Origin of the sequence: Empedobacter sp. UBA7494 (genome assembly GCF_002478465.1) — a bacterium.
In the GTDB taxonomy this organism is placed as follows: domain Bacteria; phylum Bacteroidota; class Bacteroidia; order Flavobacteriales; family Weeksellaceae; genus Empedobacter; species Empedobacter falsenii_B.
On the sequence record NZ_DLOC01000015.1, the window covers coordinates 1 to 24,980 of the forward strand.

Consider the following 24,980-nt stretch of genomic DNA (forward strand, 5'->3'; position numbering starts at 1 on the left):
CCAACTTTTGATACTGATCCCTTTTTTTATGATGCACACATTAATAAAAAAATCATCAAAAGATTTGATGATTTGCTTTCCAAATATTTAAAAAGGATTGTGGGGAGAGCAGGATTCGAACCTGCGAAGGTTACCCAACGGATTTACAGTCCGTCCTCGTTGGCCGCTTGAGTATCTCCCCGCCTAATAATAAAGTATTCTTCAAAAAAGAAGAGCCGATAGAGGGACTCGAACCCACGACCTGCTGATTACAAATCAGCTGCTCTAGCCAGCTGAGCTACATCGGCGATTTTTTATTTTTGTTTTAAAAGTAAAATATAAACTTTTTTGGAGCCGATAGAGGGACTCGAACCCACGACCTGCTGATTACAAATCAGCTGCTCTAGCCAGCTGAGCTACATCGGCTTTTTAGTGGGGAGAGCAGGATTCGAACCTGCGAAGGTTACCCAACGGATTTACAGTCCGTCCTCGTTGGCCGCTTGAGTATCTCCCCGACCTATATTTTTGCTGAGCCGATAGAGGGACTCGAACCCACGACCTGCTGATTACAAATCAGCTGCTCTAGCCAGCTGAGCTACATCGGCAAAAATATTATTATTTGAATATTTCAAATTGAAAACTGGAGATTCATTTCTCGAAAGAAGTGTTGTTCCTTTTTCGTGGTGCAATATTAGGGCAGTTTTTCGAATCTCGCAAATGTTTTTTCAAAAAAAAGTAGAAGTTTTTTCTAAAAATTCACTTCAATTTTGAAAATCAGAATTTTAGAATTCAAAAAAAAATTAAACTTTTTTTCAATAAAAGTAAAAAAGATAATATTCTATTTACATTAGAGTCCCTATTTTTGTAGTCAATTAATCATTAATGCATCTTATCATACAAATTTTGCAACTTTTCGGAGCAATTGCTTTGTTCATTTTTGCGATAAAACTATTAAGCGAAAATTTACAAGCGTTATCTGGATCGAATTTTAAACGCACTTTAAATAAATTAACCAAAAACAATTTATCGACAATTGTTACAGGTACTTTTTTTACAACAGCCATACAATCTTCCTCGGCTGCGAGTGTGTTTATATTGGGATTTGTAAATGCTGGATTGATTAATTTACGAAAAGCATTTGGCTTAATATTAGGCGCAAATATCGGAACTACGCTTACATTGTGGTTAGTCTATTTCGGAATGAAATTCGATTTGGTACAAATTGCATTACCTCTTATACTGGTGGCTTTTCCATTTTATTTATCGAAAAAACGTAACCAAAGAAAAGTAGGTGGAATTTTATTTTCGCTTTCCTTACTTTTTCTTTCGCTTTATTTCCTAAAAACTTTTTTACCTTCTATCGAAAGTCATCAGAAGTTACAAGAATTCTTTCAGCAATTATCGCACTATGGTTTTTTGACTAATTTGTTATTTATTCTATTTGGAATATTACTAACAATTTTAGTCCACTTTTCATCAGCATCAATTACGATTGCAATTTTATTAGCGAGCAAAGGTTTACCTATCGAATTAGCTGCAATGATTGTTTTGGGAGCAAATATCGGAACTACTTTTACAGCCCATTTAGTTGCAGCAATTGGAGATAAATACACGAAAGTTGTCGCAGCATTTCATACATTTTTCAATATTGTAATTGCATTAATTTTTATGTTAATTGCAAATTTTGTTTTAAAATTTATTGGCTCAACAATTTCATCAAATATCGCTGTTCAGCTGATTACTTTTGATACGATTAGTAATATAGTCGGTGTAATTTTATTCACACCTTTTATCAATAAAATAGCTTTCTATTGTCAGAAAAAATATTTCTCTGTAAAATCTACTGACAATAAATTAGAGTTTTATGCGATTCCTTTCGGAACAAATTCTGACCTATATAAAAATGAAGCCAATAAAAAACTTCTGAAACTCGCTTCTACAACGAAACAAACGATTTATACGCTTGGGCGAATGATTACTGAAAGTGATGAAGAAAAGATTTTGGTTTTTCGTGAACGAATTTTGGAACTGGAAAAAGAAGGTGATCAATTGGAGAGAGAAGTCAATGAATTTTTGAATGAAATTGCTGATTTAGATTTACCAAACGAAAATACAATTGCGATTCATCAACTAATTACACTTTGTCATCATCTGGAAAGTGTGGGCGATATTGCGATTAAGATTTCTTCTATTCATCGTCGTCGTAGAATGACAAATAGTTATTTTACACCAAAAATGAGAACGTATTTGGTCGAATTTCAAAATAATTTGGATCAAACAACGCGTATTCTAAATCAAAATTTGAACGAAACACAAGAAGAAGTTTCTATCAAACAAGCGGAGTTTATCGAAAAAACGATTAATACAATTTACAAAGAAGCCGAAGCAAATTTAATGAAGACGATCGAAAAAGAGAAACTTTTGACTACAAGTGCGCTTTTCTACAAAGATCTAATTCAGAATTACGAAATTCTTGGCGATCATCTTTACAAAGCCAATGCAACAATTGTTAAGCTAAAAAATCAGTAGATTTTTGTAAGTTTAAAGAAATTTATTGCATGGCTACTACATTTACAATAAAGCTTGAAGAACAAATTATTGGAACTACAGAATTTGAATTTGCAGATGTTCCGATGGGAGTTGTTTATGGCAAAATAAATTTTATAGATATTGAATCTCCTTATTTATTATTCAAAAATTATTGTTTAGCAAATAACATCCATATAAATTATGATTCTGAAAAAGAAAGATTGATAGACACAGCGATTATTCCAAATCTTAGAATTTATTATAATGATTTTAAAGAAGAATTAAAAAGTTGGGGAAGTTCTATTTCTGGAATTGAAATTTCTGATGACGTATTTGAATTTGAAATTACTTTATATGGTTTAGAATCTGAAACGATGTCAACTTTATTCAAACATCATTTTGATGAATATTTTAAATAATAACTTGTCTTGAATTAAAATTCGTCAATTCGAGTGATTTTTAGAAATATATTTCTAAAAATTGTATCGAGAATTAAGATGAATTTTATCTTCTAAAACCTTATTCTCGACACAAAATTCTAAACGAATTTCACTCGAATTGACGGTTTTATTTATAAAATAATATAATTACTTCGCTCACTTCTACTCTATTTTGTAATTTTGCAAAATGTTTGATTCAAAGCAAATTTTTTCTATTCAATCCGAAGAAGATTTCCAAAACGTTGCATTGGAAGTTTTCCGTTATCAAGCGCAAGAAAATGAAGTCTACAAAAACTTCTTAAACTTCTTGAAAGTTGATTTTTCTAATGTGAAACATACGGACGAAATTCCTTTTTTACCAATCCAGTTTTTTAAGAAACATGATCTTATTTCTGGAAATCGTGCCGTTGAAAAGGTTTTTACAAGTTCAGGAACGACAGGAATGGCGACAAGTAAGCATTTGGTGACCGATTTAGCATTGTATCACTATAGTTTAGAAAAATGTTTTGAACAATTTTATGGTCCGCTTTCTGATTACACCATTTTCGCACTTTTACCTTCGTATTTAGAACGTACAGGGTCGTCGCTAATTGATATGGTGGAATATTGGATTGAAAAATCTGGGAGCGATAAAAGTGGATTTTATTTGTACAATCACGATGAGTTGTACGAAAATCTTATTGCACACGAAAAAACAGGTAAAAAAGCAATCTTAATTGGTGTATCATTCGCCTTATTAGATTTTGTTGAAAATTATAAAATGAATTTGCAACATACGATTGTAATGGAAACGGGTGGAATGAAAGGTCGCAAGAAGGAAATTACACGCGAAGAATTGCACTCGATTTTGAAGGATGGTTTTGGAACTAATGAAATTCATTCAGAATACGGAATGACGGAATTGCTTTCGCAAGGTTATTCTAGAGGAGATCTGACCTTTAAATCGCCTAATTGGATGCGTATTTTAATCCGCGAAACAGAAGATCCTTTCAACTATGTAGCAGAAGGAAAAACTGGAGGTGTAAATGTAATCGATTTAGCAAATTATAATTCAATCAGTTTTATTGCAACTGATGATTTAGGTAGAAAAATATCTCACAATCAATTTGAAATCTTAGGTCGTTTTGATCATTCGGACGTTCGAGGTTGTAATTTGATGGTGATCGAATCATAAAGAAAAAGCGCACTGAAAATTTCAGTGCGCTTTTTCTTTTTTTAGTTCTTTTTCTTTAAAACAACTATATCTTTATTCATTTCTGCAATTTTGCTTAGAAATTCGGAATATTCTTTTAGTTCTTTACTGCTTATAATTGATTGATTAATCAATAAAATATAAGTTATCACAAACTCGTTATTTTTAACTTCTATTTGTTGTTTGTAATGTAATTTATTATCTAAAGCTTTAATTTCTTTATCAAAATTGTCATATTTCAGAATAAAATCAGTTGGAATTTTAGACTTAAATTGAATTACTTTTTGAAAAGGAAAATCTAATTCGACTTGATATTTTCTGTTCTTCTCAATAGTTAAATAATTTAAATCCTCATTAAACGGAAATTCAAAACCAAAATAATCTATTACTTTTTCTTTTACAGCAAATATTTTATTTATAGATGAGTATTCATCTACATTATTAATATTTTCCGACGAATATACTAATTCATTAAACATCGGAAAATCATATTTCTTTTGATTGTCTTTATTAAAATAACCTTTAAATTTATTTAAAGATTTCATTTTAATATCATTTTGTTTAAATTCTATTTCATTAATCAAATAACTTTCTGACAAAGGAGGATTTATAGTAAGAAATTCATCTTGTCGAGAATCGAGTTTCAATACAAGCTGGTTATAATACTCTAAATAAGGAAAAACGATTTTTTCTTTGTAACTATCATCAATAATTTTTAAAATATTATCGTCAAAAAGATAAATCTGATTATCTAAAACTGTCATTGTTTGAATACGAGAAATTCTTGATACAATCGGAAAATTCATGATTAATCTTCCTCTACTTCTAAAACTATTAATCACCAAATGAGATTCTATTCCTTTTGATTTTAGTAGTTTATTAACCAAAATAACCAATTCTAAATTAGTTCCAGATTTTATTCTTAAAATTCCTGATTTAAAGTTTGAAATATCATCTATTTTATTATTTTCGTTGGCTTTATAATTGAGTTTCACATATTCAATCACATTCTTATAAGTTTCTAATTGCGAAGCTCCATTATTAATTTTTATAGCAATTTCATTAAAATCTACATTTCTAATATTCGTTTCTATTTTTTTTGCAAAAACTGAACGAAATGATGTCCAATTTGGAGATGAAAAAATTGTTCCGTGCCAATCTTTTTCAGCTGTATACTGAAATCCTATTGTTTCTTTAAAATCGCGAATATTATATATTTTATCAAATTTCTTAACACTTGGTACATTTTCAATTTCCCACGATTTATTTGCTTTTCGATTTCCGTATTTTTCATTTAACTTTTGCCCAATCAAATAAATTCGGTAATCAAAATCAGTATGCATACTAATATCTAACTTTGATTTTAATATTGGGTAATCATTCTGAAAATTCCAAGGTGTAGCATACAAATCTGCTGTACGAACCTCTTCCGTTTCGTATTCTATAATAGAACCAACTTTAACATTCGGAATGGCATATATAATTCGGGTAGTATTCTCGTCAATTGATTCTTCAATAATATCCTTTTTATTCAGTTTAGAAATAATTATTTCGTTGTTTATCTTATTGTAAACTTGTACATTATTAATTTTAACACGACTATATTTATTCTTGGGATTATATGTGAATTCTAATACATTTCCATCAACAGCATCTTGTTTTAAAATTTTTTTTCGAATATGTTGTTTCAAAACATATCCATAGTTCTTCATTTGTAAATTTCCATATTCTGACAGAGTTACTGCTGAAGCATCTACTTCAAAAGGAACTGATGTGTAATTATATTCTTCTTCTGATATTTTGCCAAACTCAAATTTATTTGATTGAGCAAAAACAAACTGAGTCAATAAAAAAGTAAAAAGAAAATAAATTTTAAATTTCATATAAAGTGTTATTGTATAAATATACAAAAAAAACCGCACTGAAAATTCAACACGGTTTTTATTTTTATTTCTTTTTCAGTAAAACTTCTTTTTGGGAATCTGTCTTAACTTTCTCAAAAAATTGTTTTAACTCGTTATATTTATCCGCTTCATAAACGCCTTCTGGTAATATGAATTGAATCATTACAATTAATTGTCCATCTTTTTCTTTTGCTTCTTGATAATACTCTAAACCAAGTTCTATTTTATGATGGGCTTTATACTTTTCATCAATTACAACTTGATAACCTTCTGGTATTTTAGACTTTATCTGAATATTAAATAAATAAGGATAATTAAATTCTATTTTACGTTGACGATTTGTATCTTCAAAAGTATATTGTTTCCAAAACTCGCGCAAAGGGTTAATAAATGTATAGAAAGAAGCATTTGAAGTTGTAGCTTTTGATTTATATGATTTAACATAAGAATCAGTATCAAAAACCATTTTATTACTTGATTCTTCATCCAAACGAGCCTCTAAAGATTCTGTTATAAATCGATTCAAAACATTTTTTTCATCTACATTTTCATCATAAAAGTATCCATTGAATTTATCTTTTCTATAAAAAACTAAACTACCGTTGTTCATGAAATCATATTTCATAGACGATTCATAATAGGACAATTTCTGGTTTAATTTCACAAAAGAAGGTTCCCCTTTTTTAATCACCACTCCATGATAATTAAACACATCTAATGGGCCAAACTCAATTTGTTCTTTGTTTAATTTTGACGCATCTAAAATAAGATTCGAAGCACCTTTGTTTAATTTTACAACCGTCAAAACAGAATTAAATTGATTGACAATTGGATAAGAAAATAAAATCTGTCCATGATGACGACTACTAAACAAAACCATCGAAGTTTCGAAGCCTTTTGCTGATAAAATTTCATTTAATAACAAATTCATGTCCGCTGTAGAGCCTACTTTTTCTTTCAGTAATGTTTTGTTTGATCGAGATGGAATGATGCTGTAAAATCTGTTCCATTTAACATTTGTATCAATATATTCGATCACATTTCTCAAGGTTTCTACCTCATCTTTTCCGTTCGGAATATTTTGCGCAACATCCTTTATAGCAGAAGGATTTCTATATGTTTCATATTGTGCATTAATATCTTGAAGCAACTCTTTCCAAGCATTCAGTGTTGTTTTTTTAGCTCCGTCAGTATGATAATTATCTCCCTGAAGTTTTATACGTTCACTTTGATCTTCTGGGTTATAAACATATTTTAATTGATTATAACTTTGGATATTATGTAACAACCATTCCGTTGAACTCGATTTACCTTTATACTTTGTATTCAAACCATCACCAATTGTAATAATCGAATAGGTACCATAAGCTTGATTATTTAATCGAAACTTGCTCGAAAGCGTTGGTATATCGTGTTGAAAATTCCATGCATCAATAGAAAAATTGTATTCACTACTTTTGATATAAGTATACTCGATAATAGAACCAACTTTTACGTTTGGAAAAGTGAAACGTTTTGCAGCATACAATTCATTTAGAGAAACATCAAAAATCTCTTTCTCATCAATCGGAGTCATTTGCTCTACTCCATTTACAATATTAATTGTACCTCCCTTAATTCCGCTTATAGATTCATTTCTATTCTTGCTGTAATAATTCAGTTGTATATTTGCTTCATCAAGTCCTTTATCAGTCAGTATTTTGATTCTTCGTTTTACAGTCAAATAATAATTAGATGAAGTTAAATCCATTTTTCCTTCTTCCGAAAAAATAACAGCATCTGCATTTTTCTCGAAAGGAACTTGAGTTAAGTTAATTTCTTGTTCCGAAATTTTTCCGAATTTTAAATCTTTCGATTGCGCATTTGTATATAATGCAATAAATAAAAAGAGTAAAGTAATTTTTAATTTCATTTCAATTTGTAATTCCTGCAAAAGTACAATACACAATAACACATAAAGAATAATCTAAATAAAATTTTCGTTACTTTTCTATCAATTCTTCTAACGCTTTTTCTAAAGTAGTATATTGAAATTTGAAACCTGTTTCTTGAATTTTAGTTGCGTCAATTCTAGATCCATTTAGGACTAAACTACTCATCTCACCTAATGCTAATTTCATAACAAAAGCAGGAATATTAGGAATAAAAAAAGGTTTTTTCATTTTTCTCGCTAGCGTATGATTGAATGTAGAATGATTAACATGTTCTGGCGCAGAAGCATTGTAACTACCTTGTATTGACTCATTTTCTACTGCATGTGAATAAATCTGCAACAAATCGGTAATATGTATCCAAGGCATCCATTGTTTTCCGTTACCTAGATTTGCTCCTACACCAAGTTGAATAGGTTTTTTTAATAATTTGAAACCTTCGCCGTTTTTAGACAAAACAAAAGAAGTTCTAAGACAAACCACTCTTGCACCTATTTTTTCGAACTGATAAGCAGCATTTTCCCATGCGACACAAACTTTACCTAAAAAATCAATATTCGGTTCATCAGACTCTCTGAAAATCTTGTTCGAAGTAATTTGTCCATAATAAGCAGTTCCAGACGCGGAGATAAAAAATTTCAAATCAATATTCAATTTTTTGACATACTCAAAAAGTAAATTCGCTGTATCAACTCTACTCGAAAAAATTTCTTTTTTGTAAGAATTTGTCCATCTTTTCGCAATTAAGCTTCCAGCCAAATGAATAATTCCATCCAATTTTTCAAAAACTTTTTCATCAATTGTATCTTTCTCCCAATGATAAAAAGGATGTTCAATCTCTTTTTCTCTTGTCAAAATACGAACTTGATGTCCATTTTTAATTAAAATCTTTGTTAATTCTGAACCAATTAATCCACTTCCACCAGTCAATAGAATATTCATACTAAAATTTTTTCCTAATTTAGCTCATTCCAAAAATATAAACCAATGTTTAAAGGTAGATTTCCTTATCTAAAAAGAATGGGGGCTGATGAAGAAAAGAAGCTAAAACAAAAAATATTCGATATAGTTTTTGAAGCTGATACACCTTATGGAAAAATTTTTGACATCTCGTTATTACTTTTAATTTTATTAAGTGTAGGTTTGGTTATGTTGGAGTCTATTCCAGCAATTAATGCAAGACATCATACAGTTTTAGTATCTTTAGAATGGATTTTAACCTTTTTATTTACTATAGAATATTTATTAAGAATCTATTGTGTTAAAAATCGTTGGCGATATATTTTTAGTTTTTATGGAGTTATTGATTTATTGTCTATTTTACCGTTTTATCTTGGTTTAGTTTTACCTACAAGTAAATACCTAGCAAGTATTCGTATTTTAAGATTGCTACGTATTTTCAGAATTTTTAACCTTACACGATTCACACGAGGAAAAAATGTATTGGTACTGGGGCTTAAAGAAAGTAAAGATAAAATCATTGTTTTTTTATCATTTGTGCTCTTAATTGTTGTCGTTATCGGATCTATCATGTATATGGTCGAACACGATCATCCTGAATCTGGTTTCACAAGTATACCAATTAGTATTTATTGGGCAATTGTTACTTTAACAACTGTAGGTTATGGTGATATTTCTCCTGTTACAGGTTTAGGACAATTTTTAGCATCTGTTGTTATGATTATAGGTTATGGTGTAATTGCTGTTCCGACAAGTATTGTAACAATGGAAATGAATAAAGCAGCTAAACATAAGGAAGATATCCCTACAAATACACAAAGATGTCGCAATTGTGGTGATGATTATCATTTAGATGGTGCTATTTATTGCAAAACCTGCGGGCATCTTTTAAATGAGCCTTAAAATTTATCCAAATTAATAAATCGATTATTGTCGATATGGTTAACGTATTCATAATTTTTGGTGTAATTAATTGACATGTTCAATTCATAACCAACTAACATCAAAATCACATTGATATATACAAAAATCATCATAATCATCACTAATCCAAGCGATCCATACAACAAATCGATGTTTGTAAAATAACTTAAATACGAATTAAAACCAATCACAGTTAATAAGAATAAAACTGAAGTCAAAATAGCACCAGGTAAAACTGTGCTACGCGATTTTTTGTGATTTGGTCCGAAATAATACAACATGCACATCGAAACAAAGTAGAAAAGAAATACCGAAAAATAGTTGATTAAATACGAAAACTGTCCAAGTTTAGTCAAATATGAAACGTTGGTTAAGTATTTCCAAATAATTGATGTCGAATACGATAAAAAGACTTGCAATACAATAAATGCGGTAAAAAATAATGTCAAAATTATCGAAATCATTCTCGATTTAGAGTTTTTTCGCTTCACATAAACATCTTGATAAGAAACATTAAATCCATTTATAATTCCTTGTATTCCGTTGGATGACATAAAAATTGTAATCAAAATCAAGAAATAATTCACTTTACGTTTACCTTGCACAGCCGTCGTTTTATCAATATAAGAAATCACTTCGTTGCTCACATGTTTAGGCAAAAGTTGAGGAAGAAGTTGTGTAAATAATAGATTTTTTATTTCTTGGTAATAAACCAAATGTGGCAAAATACTAAACAAAAAAAGCAAAAATGGAAACATACTAAAAAATAAAATCCATGAAACTGCTGCCGAACGCAACGGGAAATTACCTTTCATGACGCGAATCCAAAAAACTTTCAAGAAATCATATACCGTGATGCCCGTATTTTTGTTCATCAATTTTGTTTTCGACCAATCTCGAAAATAATTTATTCCTGTATATGTTTTAAAATCTTGTAGAATGCGCATATTTTTGTCTCAATAAATAATTTTGAATGAATATTACGACCATTTGTATCGGTAAAACAGACGAAAAAGCCATCGAAATGCTATTACAAAAGTATGAAAATCGATTGCCTTCGCACATTAATTATCAAAGAATTGAAATTCCTGACATCAAAAATCGTAAAAATTTGTCCGAAATTCAACAAAAACAAAAAGAAGCTGAGCAAATTTTGAGTAAAATCGTCAATACAGATTTTGTGATCATTTTGGATGAAAAAGGGAAACAGCCTACTTCGAAGCAATTTGCAGATGATATTCAGAATTACATGAATCAATCTGTCAAAAATCTTGTCTTTGTGATTGGTGGCCCTTATGGTTTTGACGAATCTGTTTATAATCGAGGAAATAAAAAAATGTCTTTATCCAATATGACATTTACGCATCAAATGGTTCGCTTATTTTTAACAGAGCAAATTTACCGAGGATTTAGTATATTGCAGGGTAAACCTTATCATCATGAATAACACCTCTCCGTTTAGAGAATTTGTTCCAAAGCAAGAAAATAAACTAAGTTTTGGCATTGGAAAAGCACTTTTTTATAGCGCGATTGCAGTGATTATGATGCAATTTGCTGGCGGAATTGTTTCTGCTCCAGCACTTTTTTACAAACCACTTAATCACGTTCTTTTACCATTAGGATTTTTAACAGGAACGGTTTGTGCAATTGTTATTTTATTGATGTTGACACAAACTAAATTTGCATCAATTTTAAAAGATATCAAACATTCTTTTACTCCAATTCAGCTCATATTATCAATAGCTTGTTGGTTATTTCTTTTGCCTTTAGCCGATGTTGCAACAAGTTTAATTCCAACAACTGGACCTTTAGAAGAAATCTATAAAATCTTTCAAACTTCTTTTGAAATGATGTTAGATTACAAAATCGCTGGATTTATTATGATTTGTATTTTGGCTCCAATTTTCGAAGAAATTATTTTTAGAGGAATAATCTTGAAAGGAATGCTAAATTTCAATGTAAATCCTACCACTGCAATCTTAATCAATGGATTTATTTTTGGATGTGCACACATGAATCCTTGGCAATTTATAGGCGCTGGACTTTTAGGAATCATTTTTGGAATAGTTTATTATCGCACAAAATCGTTGTTTTTGCCTATGTTATTACATTTCCTAAACAACACTCTTTCGTACTCGTTAATGCTAATGCAGGGCGATATGGAAGGCGAAGTTTTTGCGCAAAGAGATTATTTATTAATTGGAGGAATGACACTTATCGGAATTTTATCTGTCTATTTATTAATCAAAAAAACAGAACAAAAAACAATATAAATGGAATTAATTTTTGCCACACATAACAACAATAAAGTAAAAGAAGTTACAAAAATGTTACCTTCTTACCTATCGATGAAATCATTGACTGATATTAATTTCTTTGATGAAATTGAAGAAACTGGTACAACTTTCGAAGAAAATGCACAACTGAAAGCGAAAACTATTTTCGATAAAACTGGAAAAAATATCTTTGCAGATGATTCTGGATTAGTGATAGAAGCGTTAGATGGCGCACCTGGTGTATATTCTGCCCGATACGCAGGTACAAGAAAAGACGAAGATAATATTGCAAAAGCTTTGAAGGAATTGGAAGGAAAAACGAATCGAAAAGCGTATTTTATTTCTATTTTCTGTTTAATTTTGGATGGAAAGGAATATTTTTTCGAAGGACGATTGAACGGAACTATTGCAACTGAAATTATGGGAGATAATGGTTTTGGCTACGATCCAATTTTTATTCCTGATGGTTTTTCAAAATCTTTTGCTCAAATGTCTCCTGAAGAAAAGAATGCAATTAGCCACCGAGGAAAAGCTGTCGAAAAATTAAACGATTTTTTAACTAATCTAAACGTAAATTGAGTTTACAACTAACAATATTAGGATTTAATTCGGCATTACCAACAGCTTTTACGCATCCGACTGCTCAATTATTAAACATCGCAGAACGCTATTTTTTGATTGATTGCGGAGAAGGAACACAAGTACAATTGCGAAAAGCGAAGGCAAAATTCAACCGAATAAATCACATTTTTATATCGCATTTGCATGGTGATCACGTTTTTGGATTGATTGGATTAATTTCCACACTTCAATTGCTTGGTCGCGATATGCCTTTGCATATTCATGGTCCGAAAGGAATTGAGGAATTTATTACGACACAATTACGTTTAACAGAATCCAATAATTCATTCGAGATTATTTTCAATGAATTGCATAAAAAAGAATCTGTTTTAGTTTTTGAAGATGATAAAGTCGAAGTTTATTCTATTCCGCTAAATCACCGAGTGTATACCAATGGTTATCTTTTTCGAGAAAAGCCAAAACCTCGAAAATTGAATATGGATAGAATCGAGGAATTTCCTGAAATTGAAATCTGTGATTATCAAAATTTAAAAAATGGAAAAGATTTTACATTAGAATCCGGAGAAATAATTCCAAATGATTATTTAACCTTTGATGCGCAAAAATCTTTGAGTTACGCATTTTGTTCGGACACAAAATATAAACCTGATATTGTTCCGATTATAAAAAATGTCGATTTGTTATATCACGAATCTACTTTCTTACATGAATTGAAAGATTTGGCAGTTTATACAGGACATACAACTGCAAAAGAAGCTGGAATGATTGCGAAACAAGCCAATGTAAAAAAATTAATTTTAGGTCATTTTTCTAATCGTTATCACGATTATAAACCATTGCTAGTCGAAGCCCAAGAAGAATTTACGAATACCGCTTTACCTGAATTGTTGAAAACAATAAAAATAGAAAGTTTGTAATTAAAATATAAAAAAATCCGTTCGATGATTCGAACGGATTTTTTGTTTACAAAATAACTTCTATAAAACTACCTTTTTCTTCGTCTTTTGTAATTTGAAGCGCTACCGGAATTCGATCTTTTAACTCATCAACGTGAGAAATAATACCGACAATTCTTTTCTCTTTTTGCAAACTCATCAACGTTTCAAACACGATATTTACAGCATCAGCATCTTGCGTTCCAAAACCTTCATCAATAAAAAAGAAGTTCTTTTCCGACTTCGCATTTGTTTGCACACTTTCTGCCAAAGCCAAAGCCAAACTCAACGAAACTTGGAAAGATTGTCCTCCAGAAAGCGTTTTCACACTACGTGAACGCCCTTCATTCAAATAATCTATAATCTCAAAATCATTGTTGTCATTCATTTGTAAACTCAATTGATTTCTAGTCATTCTATGAAATCTCACATTTGCGTTATCACATAACTGTTTCAAATAAATCGACGAAACATATTGCACAAATCCTGCTGAATTAAACAAATTTCGCATTGTTTGTAAATTCGTCGCTCGTTTTTGCAATTTTTCCAATTCAAATAACAAATCTTTCTTTTCTGCAAAAGATTTATTCAATCGTTCAATTTCAGTTTTTGTTTTGGTTACAATTTCGGTCGCTTCTTTCAACTGATTTGTTACAAAAATTAATTTTTCTTCTTGTGTTTTATAAATCGTTTCATCAAAAGAAACTTCCGCTAATTTTTGCTCTAATTCTTGAATTGAACTTTTTAATGTTTCGAACAAAATTCTAAAATCTTCTAATTCTTTTCTGATTTCAGAAATATTAAACTGTTGATTTAAAACTAATTGAACTTCTTCAATATTTTGTATTTGATTTTTTTCTAATGATTTTTCTAATTGATTTTGATTAATAGCCAATTCTTCTTTCAACTCAATGATTTGTTTTTCAATCAATTCGATTGAAGTTTTTTGAGAAGCTAATTTTGGATTTAATTGATTTAAACTTTCTGTAAATTGAATATAATTTTGTTCAATTTTCGCATTACTTAACTTTAAATCATTCAAATTTCGCAATACATTATCTGTTGTTTGATTTTGAAAATCTTCAAATTTCAACACTTTCAAGTTTGCTTGATTTTGCTTAATTTGAGAAGCTTTTTTAGCTTCTTCTAATCTAAATTTTTCTAAAGCATTTTTATATTTTTCAACAGATTCACGTTCTTTCTCTAAAGTTTCACGAAAAGTTTCAATCTCTTTATTTTTATCCGAAATTGTTTTGTCCAAAGCAATAGCTGCTTTCTTTTTTTCTTCAAATAATTCAACATTTTTCGAATCAAAATCTTTCCAAACAAACAAATTCAGATGATTTTCTTGTTCAATTTTTAACTCATTCAATACTTGATTTTCTTGTTCAATTTGTTTTTCAACAAACTGTTTTTGATCAATAATTTTTTGAACTACATTTTGTTTTTTCTGAAGCGATTTTAGCTTATCATCAATTTGATTTAATTCATTATTTACAACTTCAAATTTCGTTGAAATATCATCAATCTCAACAATATTTGGATGCTCTAAAGCGCCACAAAGCGGACAAGATTCGCCTTCGTTTAAATTATGTGCAAAATGAGCCAACTTTTGCTGAACTTCTAATTCATTTTTCTGTTTTTCAATTAATTTTTTAGTTGATTCAAGTTTTTGAAATTCAAAATTAAACCAATTTTCAAAACTTGAAATCTCTATATTTTCAGTTTTTAATTGAGTTTCAAAAACATAAATTTGTTTCTTTTGTTCTTCTATTTTAGATTGTTGTTTCTGAATAGATTGTTGCAAATTTTGATTCTGAACAAACCAATTTCCAACTTCCATCAAAGTTTGAGAATCTATTTTTGACTCAATTAAAGTTTTGACTTCTTTTTCAGATAATTTGATTGAAGCTTCAATTTTCTGTTCATTCTTCTGAACCTCTTCAACTTCTTTCAAACCTTTTGCTGTTCTTACTTTTAACTTTTCAATTTCCTCTGAAAAAGTTAAAATCTGAACAATTAATTCTAAATCAGTTTCTTCTTTTTGTTTAGTTGGTAAAGCTTCATAATCAGTTTTGATCGCTTCTATTTGGTTCGAAATTTCTTTGATTTGATTTTCAATTAAAGCCAATCGCTTTTGTTGATTTTCAATTGAAATTGACTTTTCTTCAATATGATTTGAAACTTTTTTATAATTTTCTAAAAGTTGATAAAATGCATTAAAAATCAATTCATAACGTTCAAGTTCAACTTTTCGTTGATCCATTTCATTTTTCTGAATTGAAATTTTTTCAAATTCAATTTTCTTTTGTTTTAACGTCTCAAAATCTGATTTCAACGCCTTTAAACGTTGAAATGATTCATTTATTTGATTATATTCTTCTTGAACTTGATTGGCAACTTTTGTTTGCTCAATCAAATTTTCTTCAAGCTCTTTTATCCTTTCTTCCGAAACCTCTTCAAAACCTGATAATTTTCCTTCAAGTTGATTCAAATTCGTTAAGTTTTGTGAATTCAAAATCGCAACTTTATCTTGTAAATCATAACGATGAAGTCCAAAAATTTCCTTCATCATTTGTGTTCGATCTTTTGCACCCAACTCAATAAATTCCTTGAATTGTCCTTGCGGAATAATAATTGTTCGTTTGAAATTTTCGTAACTCAAACCTATTATTTCTTCTGCTTTAGAATGATTAAGCGGAATCCATTCGTTGTCTTTTTGCTCATAAAAAACAACTGTTGGAGATTTTACATCTTCAAAACGTTTCGAATTTCTTTTAAACTCACGTGTTGCTCTAAATAATTTCTCTTCAAAATTATAGAAATCAAACTCTATATAAGATAAATTCGATTTCAAATTCATCATATTATAAGCTCGTTTATCTTTGGAATTTAGACGTTCTGTTTCACCATATAAAACATACATAATCGCTTCCAAAATTGATGATTTTCCTGAACCTACATTCCCGAAAATTCCAAATAATCCTGCTTCTGTTAATTCAGAAAAGTCAATTGTTTGGCGTTCTTGATACGAATAAAGTCCTTCTATGGTTAATTTTACTGGAATCATTATGAATTCAAAATTTCGTTAAACAAATCCTTTATTTCGTCGTTTGGTTCTTGATTTCCATTTTTCGATTTGAAATAATCTGCAAACAATTCCTTCATATCTTTTGTTTGATCTGCAAACTTATATTCAACCGTTTCAATCTCTTGATTTTTAACTTTCGGAATCAAATGAATAATTCCATCATGTGATTGATAAATCAATTTTCGTTCATCAGCTTTCAAAAATGAATCACTTTCTAAAGTCAATTCAACTAACGCATTTTGATTTTCATTCAACCATTCTACAGCTAAATTTATATCATCAAAAGTTTTTCGAATAAGCGGTTTTCCATGCTTTAATTCAATTTTATGATAAGAAATAGTTTTATTTGGTTCTACTTCTATTACCGAAACATACTTGGTTTGACCAGCTTCGGAAAAACTATAACATAAAGGCGAAGAGCTGTACACAACAGGTTTTTCTTCTGTTCCGATGTTCTTAAAACCATGCAAATGTCCAAGCGCTGTATATTGAATTTGAGGCGGAATAGCTTCAGAAAAAATCATATCTGCATTTCCAATTTTAATCGGTTTTTCGCCTTCTGGTTCCTCTAAAATTTCAGCACCTTTTTGGTTCATATACAAATGTGCCATCAATAAATTAACACCATTTTCGTCGCAATATTCATCCGCAATATTTTTCCAATTTGTCGCTAAAACTTCATTCAGTGCATCTTCTTTATTCTCTCCAAAATATTGTTTCAAACGAATTTCGTTAGCATAAGGCGTATGAATAATTCGAATCGGGTAATCGAAAGAATTTAATTTCAATTCAATCATTCCTTCTACAGATTTTAAAATTTTGAAATCATTCAGTTCAAATTCTTGAATTTTTGCATTTGGATAACCAATCAAAATAATTCCACATTCGCGTGCCAACGGATCTGGCGCATCAATCAAACTTGGAGAATCGTGATTACCAGAAATCGCTACAACAGGACGTTTTCCGTTATTCGAAAGTCTTTTTAATGTTTTATAAAATAATTCTACAGCTTCCACACTTGGATTAAAATTATCAAATAAATCGCCCGCAATAAGTACCAAATCGACTTGTTGTTGATCTGCAATTTCGATAATCTCGTTCATCACTGAAATTTGTTCTTCTAATCGCGAAAAACTATCCAATTTTTTGCCCAAGTGCCAATCGGCTGTATGTAGAATTTTTATCATTATTCTTCCGTTTCTGGTTTATTTTTATCATTAAATCTTTGATTGATTGCTTTCAATCGAGCTTTGCGTTCAGCTTCGGCTTCTTGCGCTTTACGTTTCTTTTGATCTAACTTTTTCTTATGCGCTTTTTTATTTGCATCTGTATTTCTACTCATTTCTATTTGGTTTAAAATTAATTTTTCTCCACGCCAAATGATGTCGCAAAGTTAGATTAAATGATAAAGAATTGTAAATCTTTTGTCAAACTAAATTGAAATTATTAACTTGGGTATAAAGTAATCGAATTTATTAATTTTAAAACATTTATAATGGGAAAAGGCGATAAAAAATCGAGAAGAGGAAAAATTGTGAATGGCTCTTATGGTGTAAAACGTCCGAGACATAAGTATTATTATGAGGAAGATGTTGTTGAAGAAAAACCAACCAAAAAAGCTAAAAAGTAATTTTTTGAAGCTGAAAATCAATCCTGATTTTCAGCTTTTTTATTTTATTCAACTCAACAATAATTTATTCAATGATGAGAATAAAATCTACAATTTAAGCCATTAAATATTGAGTTTATTTGTGCTATCAAAAAAATAAAACATGAATATTTTAAAAAGAATTACAACAAGCATTTTTGTATTATTGGTTGGATTAACACTTTTTAGTTGTAACAATGATGATGATTCAGGAATTACAGAGCAATTAACGCCAAGCGAAATTTTATCCTTTACTTCTTGGGAAACAACTAATGCTTTGAACAACAAAGGACAAAATGTAGCCTTAACAGACACTAATGTTTCTAATTTTGTAGGTTATGCCTATTTCAAAAAAGATGGTACATTTACTATGTTCAATTTAGATGATACGCCAAAAATGAAAGGAGATTGGTCTGTTTCTGAAGATGGAAAAACAAGAACAATCGTTGCTAAAAATGATGCAGGAGAAGTTTTGTTTACACGAATTGTTGACATTACAGTTTTAACAAAACAAGAATTTACTTACAGAATTTATCCGTCTAATGATGATAAATCTGTTTATTTCGATATCGTACATACGCCTACAGCTCACAAAGAGCCAACAAAATAGTGTCACATCAATATCATCCAAATATTTAAATTTAAAAAGCTAAGTGTCAATTGACGCTTAGCTTTTTTTGTTATTATTTCACAAATTTATATTCAACATTATTCCAAAAAACATAAGCTCCTTCTTGTTTTAAACTTTCAGGCTTATCTATAATTCTTGGAAAAATATTGTCTTTTGTAATTTTTCCAAAAGAAGAACTTTTACCAGAAGCAGAACTTCCATTTTCAGGATCTACAACAGCATAAGACTCAAAATGTTTGAACAAATAAAATGAATTTGTTGTTTTATCAATTCGACCCAACAATATTTTTCTTGAACCGTCAGTAGCATACAGATTATTTTCTTCTATAGTTGATTTAAATTTAGACGTTTTCAATTCTTCATTGATTATAATCGAATCTTTTTTCAATTCAATAGATTTGACAGAAGGATCTTCGTAAAGCGTCCACGTTTTCTTGAAAAAAGCTTCTGCTTCTGCCGGATAATCTTTTCCGTTTACTCCTTTGTAATAGTATGCATCTAAAATTGAAACATTTTTATCGAATTTGAAAATTTCAGTTTCCGTTGGTTGAGGATTCGTAGGCTGTTCTTTGACTGGAGTTGTCACTTCGTCTTCTTGACAAGAGAAAATTACAAAAGCAGCAAAAATGGGTAGTAGCTTTTTCATTTATGATTATTATTTATACTAAACAACATTAAATCTATTCAAAAAGTATAAAATCTATGTTAAATATTCTTTGTTTCAAGCCAATTCTAACAAAAGTCATTAAATACAAAATCAACAACCTCATTATATTTGCCGAAACAAAAACAACATGAAAGCAATTTTATTTGCCTTATTTCTATTATTGAATACTACAATTTTTGCTCAATCTCTTGAGATAAAATCACCTAATGAATTTCCTAAAAATGATCAACGTACAAAGATATTTTTGGGAGGAACGATTGATATGGGAAATTCTGAAGATTGGCAAGCGAAAGTTTCAAAAGAATTGAAAAATGAAAAAGTCATCTTGCTAAATCCTCGTCGTAATGATTGGAATAGCGCTTGGGAGCCTGTAAAAGAAGAGCCCGAATTTCACAAACAAATGTAATGGGAATTGAATGCAAAAAGTGAAAAACCATTGGTGATTTGTCCAGATGGTTTTTAGCGAAAAAGGAATGTTGATATTAAGGCAGAAAAATATGGCATAAAACAATTTGATTCAATAGAAAATGTGTTGGATTATTTAAAAAAATATTATAAAATAAATAATTAAAAAAGAGAGATTTAAGTTGAAACATAAAAGGTTTAACATATAATTTTATTTCTCAAAATCTTATTTTAAAAATTTATGTTTTAGCTTTGAAACCGCTTTAATAGTAAGTTTTAGAGATTATGAAACATAATGATTTGGAAATTAATCGGTTGATTGAACGATTAGAATCTTTAGGAATTTTGGTCGAAAAAATCGAGAGTTCTGGTTTTGGTAGCATGTTAAATTTTGAAATGATTTATCAACTTCCTGAACAAAATATTTCTAACGCTATCAATTTTAGACGTTTTGATATACAAGATGTTTATCTTTATTTCAAAGAGGCAGTTAATCAAAAAGGAGATTTACTTTTTATAGAATAAACGAAAAATACTCAAGAATTTGAGCATTTTTTTATTTCAATTTTTGTAAGTCATTAACCGTATAAAACTTCATATCATTGTTCTTCACAAACTTATAAATCTCTTCTAAGGTTTTAAATTCAGTTTCATAATTATTACTTGCTTTTTCAACTGTTTTATGCGCGTATAAAACGACTATCTTATTGTTATCCTTTGCATATTGTAACAACGAAATAAAATAAGGCACACTAAAATGTTGGTAACTCTTATCGATTCCTAAACCAAAAAATAGAGGTTTATTTTGATAATAACAGTTCTGAAAATTAGGCGATTCGTTTCCGTAAGTTGTTCCTCTTAAGGTTTTAAAACAACTGAAAAGCAATTGATCCGATTCTACACTTCGATCGCCATAAGGATATGAAAAATCGGTTACATCAAGTCCTTTATTTTTCATCAAACTTAGCATTGGAGCGATTTCTTTATCAATAAATTCTTTTCCTCCAAATTCTTTTATATACTTTGTTGTATATACATGAATTAAACCATCCGCAGCAATCTCATTTCCGTTTTGTTGCAGATAAGTTAACTCACGAATTTGACTCTCCGAAAGCTTATCAAAATGCGTTACATAAAACGTTCCTTTCCAATTGTATTGTTTCAATTTTAAATTCGCATTGAACCATTCGTCCACATAATCATCATCAAATGTAAGCACCACTCCTCCTCTATTTGTAGATTTTTTTGTTTCTTTTATCGCATCTTATTCGTGTGTACAGCTATTCAACACAAAAATTGAAATCAGACAAACAAAATAATAGTTGAGTTTTAGCATTCTTTATCAGTAAGTTTTAGTAGTTAAATATATCGAAAAAGCAACTATTAAAATCAGAAATTTTTAAAATTAAGCAAATTTTAATTTTAGATGATTTTGAAGTTTTAAAAAAAAACCACTCAAAATTGAGTGGTTTAGAAAATACTATATTGTAATTTATATCTGCTGATACATAAAGTTTTCACCTAGATAAACGCGACGAACATCTTCATCATTTGCTAATTCTTCTGGCGAACCTTCTTTCAAGATTTTACCTTCGAACATAATATATGTTTTATCGGTAATTGCAAGCGTTTGCGATACATTATGATCGGTAATTAAGATTCCGATATTTTTATCTTTTAACGAACGTACAATTTTCTGAATATCCTCAACCGCAATAGGGTCAACTCCAGCAAAAGGCTCATCTAATAAAATAAAATTAGGTTCTGTTGCCAAACAACGTGCTATTTCGCAACGACGACGCTCACCTCCAGAAAGTAAATCACCACGATTTTTACGAACATGCTCTAACGAGAACTCTTCAATCAAAGCATCTGTGCGCATTTGTTGCTCTTTTTTGGAATGTTTCGTGAATTGTAAAACTGATTTGATATTATCTTCTACAGAAAGTTTACGAAAAACAGAGGCTTCTTGCGCCAAATATCCAATACCTTTTTGCGCGCGTTTGTACATCGCATCGTTTGTGATATCTTGTTTATCCAAAAAAACTTTTCCTTGCGTAGCCTTTACCAAACCAACAATCATGTAGAAAGAAGTCGTTTTACCAGCACCATTTGGTCCTAATAATCCAATAATTTCTCCTTGTTCTACTTGAAAAGACACATTTTTTACGACATGTTTTTTACCGTAATCTTTTACTAAATTCTGACCTTTTAATACAATTCCCATATCGCTTCAAAGATAGGATTTTTGTTATTTAATCGAGTTAATAATATCATATTTTGTGATGATATGATATTTTCCGTTTTCTAATTCTATTAAAACAGCTTGATTATCCTTTGTAATTAACTTCGAAACTTCTTCGATAGATGTTCCTGCTTTTACGACTGGATATGGTTTTCCCATTATTTCGTGAACAGGTTTTTCAGCAACATTTCTATCTTCTAAAAATGCTTGAAACAAATCTGATTCATCCAAAGAACCAACAATTCCATTCACGTCCATTACTGGAATTTGAGAAATTTTGAAACGACGCATACGATCAATTGCATGAGAAGCCAATTCCTCTGTACGAACCGTAACCAAAGGTTTATCAACATGTTCTTTGATTAAATCGACAGCTGTTTTGATTTCTTCGTCCAAATATCCTCTGTCACGCATCCAATCATCGTTAAAGATTTTTCCTACATAACGAGAACCTGAATCGTGGAATAAAACTACTACAACATCATCTGGTCCGAATTCGTCCTTCATTTGCAACAATCCTTTGATCGCTGATCCCGAAGACATTCCAACAAACAAACCTTCTTCTAAAGCTAAACGACGCGTATAAACCGCTGCATCTTTATCAGTCACTTTTGTAAATCCATCAATAATATCAAAATCTACGTTTTCTGGTAAAATATCTTCACCAATTCCTTCTGTTACATAAGAATACACTTCATTTTCGTCGAAGATTCCTGTTTCTTTATATTTTTTGAAAACTGATCCATACGTATCAACTCCCCAAATTTTAATATTAGGATTTTTTTCTTTCAAGTATTTCCCAACTCCTGAAATTGTTCCTCCAGTTCCAACACCAACAATAAAATGCGTTACTTTTCCTTCTGTTTGTTCCCAAATTTCTGGTCCAGTTTGCTCATAATTCGCAATTGCATTTGATGGATTATCATACTGATTGACATACCAACCATTCGGTGTTTCTTGAGCCAAACGTTTAGAAACTGAATAATAAGAACGTGGATCATCTGGCTCAACATCCGTAGGACAAACCACAACTTCTGCACCAACAGCGCGCAAAATATCCATTTTCTCTTTCGATTGTTTGTCTGTAATCACACAAATTAATTTGTAACCTTTGATCACAGCAGCCAAAGCCAATCCCATTCCTGTGTTACCAGAAGTACCTTCGATAATTGTACCTCCTGGAACTAAACGACCATCTTTTTCGGCATCTTCAACCATTTTTAACGCCATACGATCTTTACAAGAATGACCAGGGTTAAAATATTCAACTTTTGCTAAAACTGTACATGGTAAATCCTTTGTAATCTTATTAATTTTAACCAAAGGTGTATTCCCAATCGTTTCTAATATATTGTTTGCGAATTTCATTTTTTTCTAACTTTTAAATTAAAACATTAAATTTTATCTAAAATTAATAGCTTTTGCAGGTGTAATTTTAGATATCATATACGAAGGCAAAAGTAATACAATTGCACAAACTAATAACGCTCCTGCATTTAATAAAACAATTGTGCCAAAGTCTAAATAGACTGGAGCTGTTGATAAATAATAGTTTTCTGCTGGAAGTTTTATAATTCCGAAATATTTCTGAATGAATAATAATCCAAGTCCAATTACATTTCCAGCAATTAATCCTGGTAACATGATAAATAATGCGTAATTGATGAATAATTTTCGGATTCGCCAATTTGTCGCACCAAATGCTTTTAAAATTCCGATTGAATGTGTTCGTTCTAAAATTAATATCAATAAAACCATCACCATATTAATCACCACCACAAAAAGCATGATAAAAAGAATAATGACAATATTTTTGTCGAAAATCGAAATCCAATCATTAATCTGAGCAAAAGATGCTGTTGCTGATTCTGCATACAAATTATATGGAATATTTTCTTGCACACGCTTTGCAACTGGATCAATATTTTCGACATCATTTACAAATAGTTCGAAACCACCAACAGTTGTCGAATCCCAACGATTAAGGCGTTGCACATGCTTGATATCACCAAACATAATTTGATCGTCAAAATTTTTGATATCAGTTTTGAACAATCCAGAAATGGTAAATCGACGATAAATAGGCTTTGTATCTTCTTGAATAAAATACATCACAAACGAACTATCAACATCCAATTTCATTTCGTCCGCAATCTTTTTAGATAATAAAACCTCATCCATTATCGAATCTTTATTGATTCGAGGAAAATGTCCTTTTACCATAAATTTTTCGAAACGAACCGAATCATAATCTGTTCCAACTCCTTTGAACACCACACCACTAAAGTTTTCATCCGTTCGGATAACACCACTTTTATTGGCAATTGCTTGTACATGTTCTATTTCTGGAATCGATTTAAACTTTGGATAAAAAGCTTGATGAAGTGATAATGAATCGGAATTTAATGACGTATTACTATTATAGTTTCTAATCGTAATATGACCATTAAAATCGGCCAATTTTTCTTTGATTGCCATTCTTGCTCCAACACCAGTCGAAATTGTCACCAAAGAAACAATCAACCCTAATGCTACCGCAATTTGACCTACTCGAATAATAATACTCGATAAGTTATTTTTAGTATTTTTACCAAGCGCAATTTTTTTTGAAAACCACCAAGAAAAACTCAAATTATATATT

At 30.1% G+C, this 24,980-nt stretch carries 24 protein-coding genes and 5 tRNA genes; 12 read left to right on the plus strand and 17 right to left on the minus strand.

The window, feature by feature from the left end; genetic code table 11:
- Positions 1-100: 100 nt before the first annotated feature.
- From B4E95_RS01480 to B4E95_RS01500, 5 genes are all read right to left on the minus strand, one after another.
- A tRNA-Tyr gene (locus B4E95_RS01480) sits at positions 101-181 on the minus strand.
- 32 nt (positions 182-213) lie between these two features.
- Positions 214-287: transfer RNA gene (locus tag B4E95_RS01485), tRNA-Thr, on the minus strand.
- Positions 288-328: 41 nt separating this feature from the next.
- Positions 329-405 (minus strand) — tRNA-Thr (locus B4E95_RS01490).
- Positions 406-412: 7 nt separating this feature from the next.
- Positions 413-493, minus strand: a tRNA-Tyr gene (locus B4E95_RS01495).
- 17 nt (positions 494-510) lie between these two features.
- Positions 511-584 (minus strand) — tRNA-Thr (locus B4E95_RS01500).
- Positions 585-861: 277 nt separating this feature from the next.
- Between B4E95_RS01500 and B4E95_RS01505 the strand changes: the two genes are divergently transcribed.
- The 3 genes from B4E95_RS01505 (at position 862) to B4E95_RS01515 (ending at position 4,122) form a co-directional block, all read left to right on the plus strand.
- On the plus strand, positions 862-2,508 hold the full coding sequence (locus B4E95_RS01505; RefSeq protein WP_291063505.1) for a Na/Pi cotransporter family protein: 1,647 nt from the start codon (positions 862-864) through the stop codon (positions 2,506-2,508).
- A 29-nt stretch (positions 2,509-2,537) separates the two neighbouring features.
- Positions 2,538-2,927 (plus strand): hypothetical protein, encoded by a 390-nt coding sequence (locus tag B4E95_RS01510; protein WP_115001331.1) that lies wholly within the window; start codon positions 2,538-2,540, stop codon positions 2,925-2,927.
- Positions 2,928-3,135: 208 nt separating this feature from the next.
- Positions 3,136-4,122 carry an acyl transferase gene (locus tag B4E95_RS01515; protein ID WP_291089386.1) on the plus strand — a complete coding sequence of 329 codons (987 nt, stop codon included), beginning with the start codon at positions 3,136-3,138 and terminating at the stop codon, positions 4,120-4,122.
- Between the two features lie 41 nt (positions 4,123-4,163).
- Here the strand turns inward: B4E95_RS01515 and B4E95_RS01520 are convergent, their stop codons facing one another.
- From B4E95_RS01520 to B4E95_RS01530, 3 genes are all read right to left on the minus strand, one after another.
- Entirely contained in the window at positions 4,164-6,023 is a 1,860-nt protein-coding gene (locus tag B4E95_RS01520) for a DUF3857 domain-containing protein (RefSeq protein ID WP_291089389.1), read from the minus strand.
- Between the two features lie 64 nt (positions 6,024-6,087).
- A complete protein-coding gene (locus B4E95_RS01525; protein WP_291089392.1) occupies positions 6,088-7,956 on the minus strand; it encodes a DUF3857 domain-containing protein in 1,869 nt (622 codons plus the stop codon).
- 70 nt (positions 7,957-8,026) lie between these two features.
- The gene (locus B4E95_RS01530; RefSeq protein WP_291089395.1) at positions 8,027-8,917 is read right to left on the minus strand and encodes a TIGR01777 family oxidoreductase; all 891 of its coding nucleotides are present in this window, start codon (positions 8,915-8,917) and stop codon (positions 8,027-8,029) included.
- 45 nt (positions 8,918-8,962) lie between these two features.
- Between B4E95_RS01530 and B4E95_RS01535 the strand changes: the two genes are divergently transcribed.
- Complete coding sequence (locus tag B4E95_RS01535; protein ID WP_291089397.1) at positions 8,963-9,838, plus strand: ion transporter; 876 nt, start codon at positions 8,963-8,965, stop codon at positions 9,836-9,838.
- On the opposite strand, the gene B4E95_RS01540 is transcribed toward B4E95_RS01535, so the two are convergent.
- On the minus strand, positions 9,835-10,806 hold the full coding sequence (locus tag B4E95_RS01540; RefSeq protein WP_291089400.1) for a YihY/virulence factor BrkB family protein: 972 nt from the start codon (positions 10,804-10,806) through the stop codon (positions 9,835-9,837). The two genes, B4E95_RS01535 and B4E95_RS01540, sit on opposite strands and share 4 nt — an antisense overlap.
- Before the next feature lie 26 nt (positions 10,807-10,832).
- Between B4E95_RS01540 and rlmH the strand changes: the two genes are divergently transcribed.
- From rlmH to B4E95_RS01560, 4 genes are read left to right on the plus strand one after another with little or no spacing between them, the layout of a single operon-like run.
- Positions 10,833-11,306, plus strand: a complete 474-nt coding sequence (gene rlmH, locus B4E95_RS01545; protein WP_038334530.1) for a 23S rRNA (pseudouridine(1915)-N(3))-methyltransferase RlmH — start codon at positions 10,833-10,835, stop codon at positions 11,304-11,306.
- Entirely contained in the window at positions 11,299-12,132 is an 834-nt protein-coding gene (locus B4E95_RS01550; RefSeq protein WP_291089403.1) for a CPBP family intramembrane glutamic endopeptidase, read from the plus strand. The genes rlmH and B4E95_RS01550 overlap by 8 nt, the downstream gene beginning before the upstream one ends.
- Positions 12,133-12,714, plus strand: coding sequence for an RdgB/HAM1 family non-canonical purine NTP pyrophosphatase (gene rdgB / locus B4E95_RS01555; RefSeq protein ID WP_221856019.1), 582 nt, complete (start codon positions 12,133-12,135; stop codon positions 12,712-12,714).
- Positions 12,711-13,634: a ribonuclease Z gene (locus tag B4E95_RS01560; RefSeq protein WP_291089408.1), complete on the plus strand. Its 924-nt coding sequence runs from the start codon at positions 12,711-12,713 to the stop codon at positions 13,632-13,634. Before rdgB ends, B4E95_RS01560 begins: the two co-directional genes overlap by 4 nt.
- 46 nt (positions 13,635-13,680) lie before the next feature.
- Here B4E95_RS01560 and B4E95_RS01565 read toward each other — a convergent pair whose 3' ends face one another.
- From B4E95_RS01565 to B4E95_RS01575, 3 genes are read right to left on the minus strand one after another with little or no spacing between them, the layout of a single operon-like run.
- Positions 13,681-16,722 (minus strand): SbcC/MukB-like Walker B domain-containing protein, encoded by a 3,042-nt coding sequence (locus tag B4E95_RS01565; protein ID WP_291089411.1) that lies wholly within the window; start codon positions 16,720-16,722, stop codon positions 13,681-13,683.
- On the minus strand, positions 16,722-17,927 hold the full coding sequence (locus B4E95_RS01570; protein WP_291089431.1) for a metallophosphoesterase family protein: 1,206 nt from the start codon (positions 17,925-17,927) through the stop codon (positions 16,722-16,724). Before B4E95_RS01570 ends, B4E95_RS01565 begins: the two co-directional genes overlap by 1 nt.
- 2 nt (positions 17,928-17,929) lie before the next feature.
- Positions 17,930-18,085, minus strand: coding sequence for a hypothetical protein (locus B4E95_RS01575; RefSeq protein ID WP_185144078.1), 156 nt, complete (start codon positions 18,083-18,085; stop codon positions 17,930-17,932).
- Positions 18,086-18,238: 153 nt separating this feature from the next.
- Between B4E95_RS01575 and B4E95_RS01580 the strand changes: the two genes are divergently transcribed.
- Positions 18,239-18,373 (plus strand): 30S ribosomal protein THX, encoded by a 135-nt coding sequence (locus B4E95_RS01580; RefSeq protein WP_219033578.1) that lies wholly within the window; start codon positions 18,239-18,241, stop codon positions 18,371-18,373.
- Between the two features lie 142 nt (positions 18,374-18,515).
- The gene (locus B4E95_RS01585) at positions 18,516-19,001 is read left to right on the plus strand and encodes a DUF4822 domain-containing protein (RefSeq protein WP_291063479.1); all 486 of its coding nucleotides are present in this window, start codon (positions 18,516-18,518) and stop codon (positions 18,999-19,001) included.
- 73 nt (positions 19,002-19,074) lie between these two features.
- On the opposite strand, the gene B4E95_RS01590 is transcribed toward B4E95_RS01585, so the two are convergent.
- Complete coding sequence (locus tag B4E95_RS01590) at positions 19,075-19,668, minus strand: hypothetical protein (protein ID WP_291089414.1); 594 nt, start codon at positions 19,666-19,668, stop codon at positions 19,075-19,077.
- Between the two features lie 148 nt (positions 19,669-19,816).
- On the opposite strand from B4E95_RS01590, the gene B4E95_RS01595 reads away from it, so the two are divergent.
- Both B4E95_RS01595 and B4E95_RS01600 read left to right on the plus strand, forming a co-directional pair.
- Positions 19,817-20,095, plus strand: a complete 279-nt coding sequence (locus tag B4E95_RS01595; protein WP_291063475.1) for a nucleoside 2-deoxyribosyltransferase domain-containing protein — start codon at positions 19,817-19,819, stop codon at positions 20,093-20,095.
- A gap of 284 nt (positions 20,096-20,379) precedes the next feature.
- Complete coding sequence (locus B4E95_RS01600; protein WP_038334521.1) at positions 20,380-20,619, plus strand: hypothetical protein; 240 nt, start codon at positions 20,380-20,382, stop codon at positions 20,617-20,619.
- A 31-nt stretch (positions 20,620-20,650) separates the two neighbouring features.
- Here B4E95_RS01600 and B4E95_RS01605 read toward each other — a convergent pair whose 3' ends face one another.
- From B4E95_RS01605 to B4E95_RS01620, 4 genes are all read right to left on the minus strand, one after another.
- On the minus strand, positions 20,651-21,352 hold the full coding sequence (locus B4E95_RS01605; protein WP_291089434.1) for a polysaccharide deacetylase family protein: 702 nt from the start codon (positions 21,350-21,352) through the stop codon (positions 20,651-20,653).
- A 234-nt stretch (positions 21,353-21,586) separates the two neighbouring features.
- Positions 21,587-22,315 (minus strand): LPS export ABC transporter ATP-binding protein, encoded by a 729-nt coding sequence (gene lptB, locus B4E95_RS01610; RefSeq protein ID WP_125348857.1) that lies wholly within the window; start codon positions 22,313-22,315, stop codon positions 21,587-21,589.
- 30 nt (positions 22,316-22,345) lie between these two features.
- Positions 22,346-23,707, minus strand: a complete 1,362-nt coding sequence (locus B4E95_RS01615; RefSeq protein WP_291089417.1) for a pyridoxal-phosphate dependent enzyme — start codon at positions 23,705-23,707, stop codon at positions 22,346-22,348.
- 33 nt (positions 23,708-23,740) lie between these two features.
- The gene (locus tag B4E95_RS01620) at positions 23,741-24,970 is read right to left on the minus strand and encodes an ABC transporter permease (RefSeq protein ID WP_115001360.1); all 1,230 of its coding nucleotides are present in this window, start codon (positions 24,968-24,970) and stop codon (positions 23,741-23,743) included.
- Positions 24,971-24,980 lie beyond the last annotated feature (10 nt).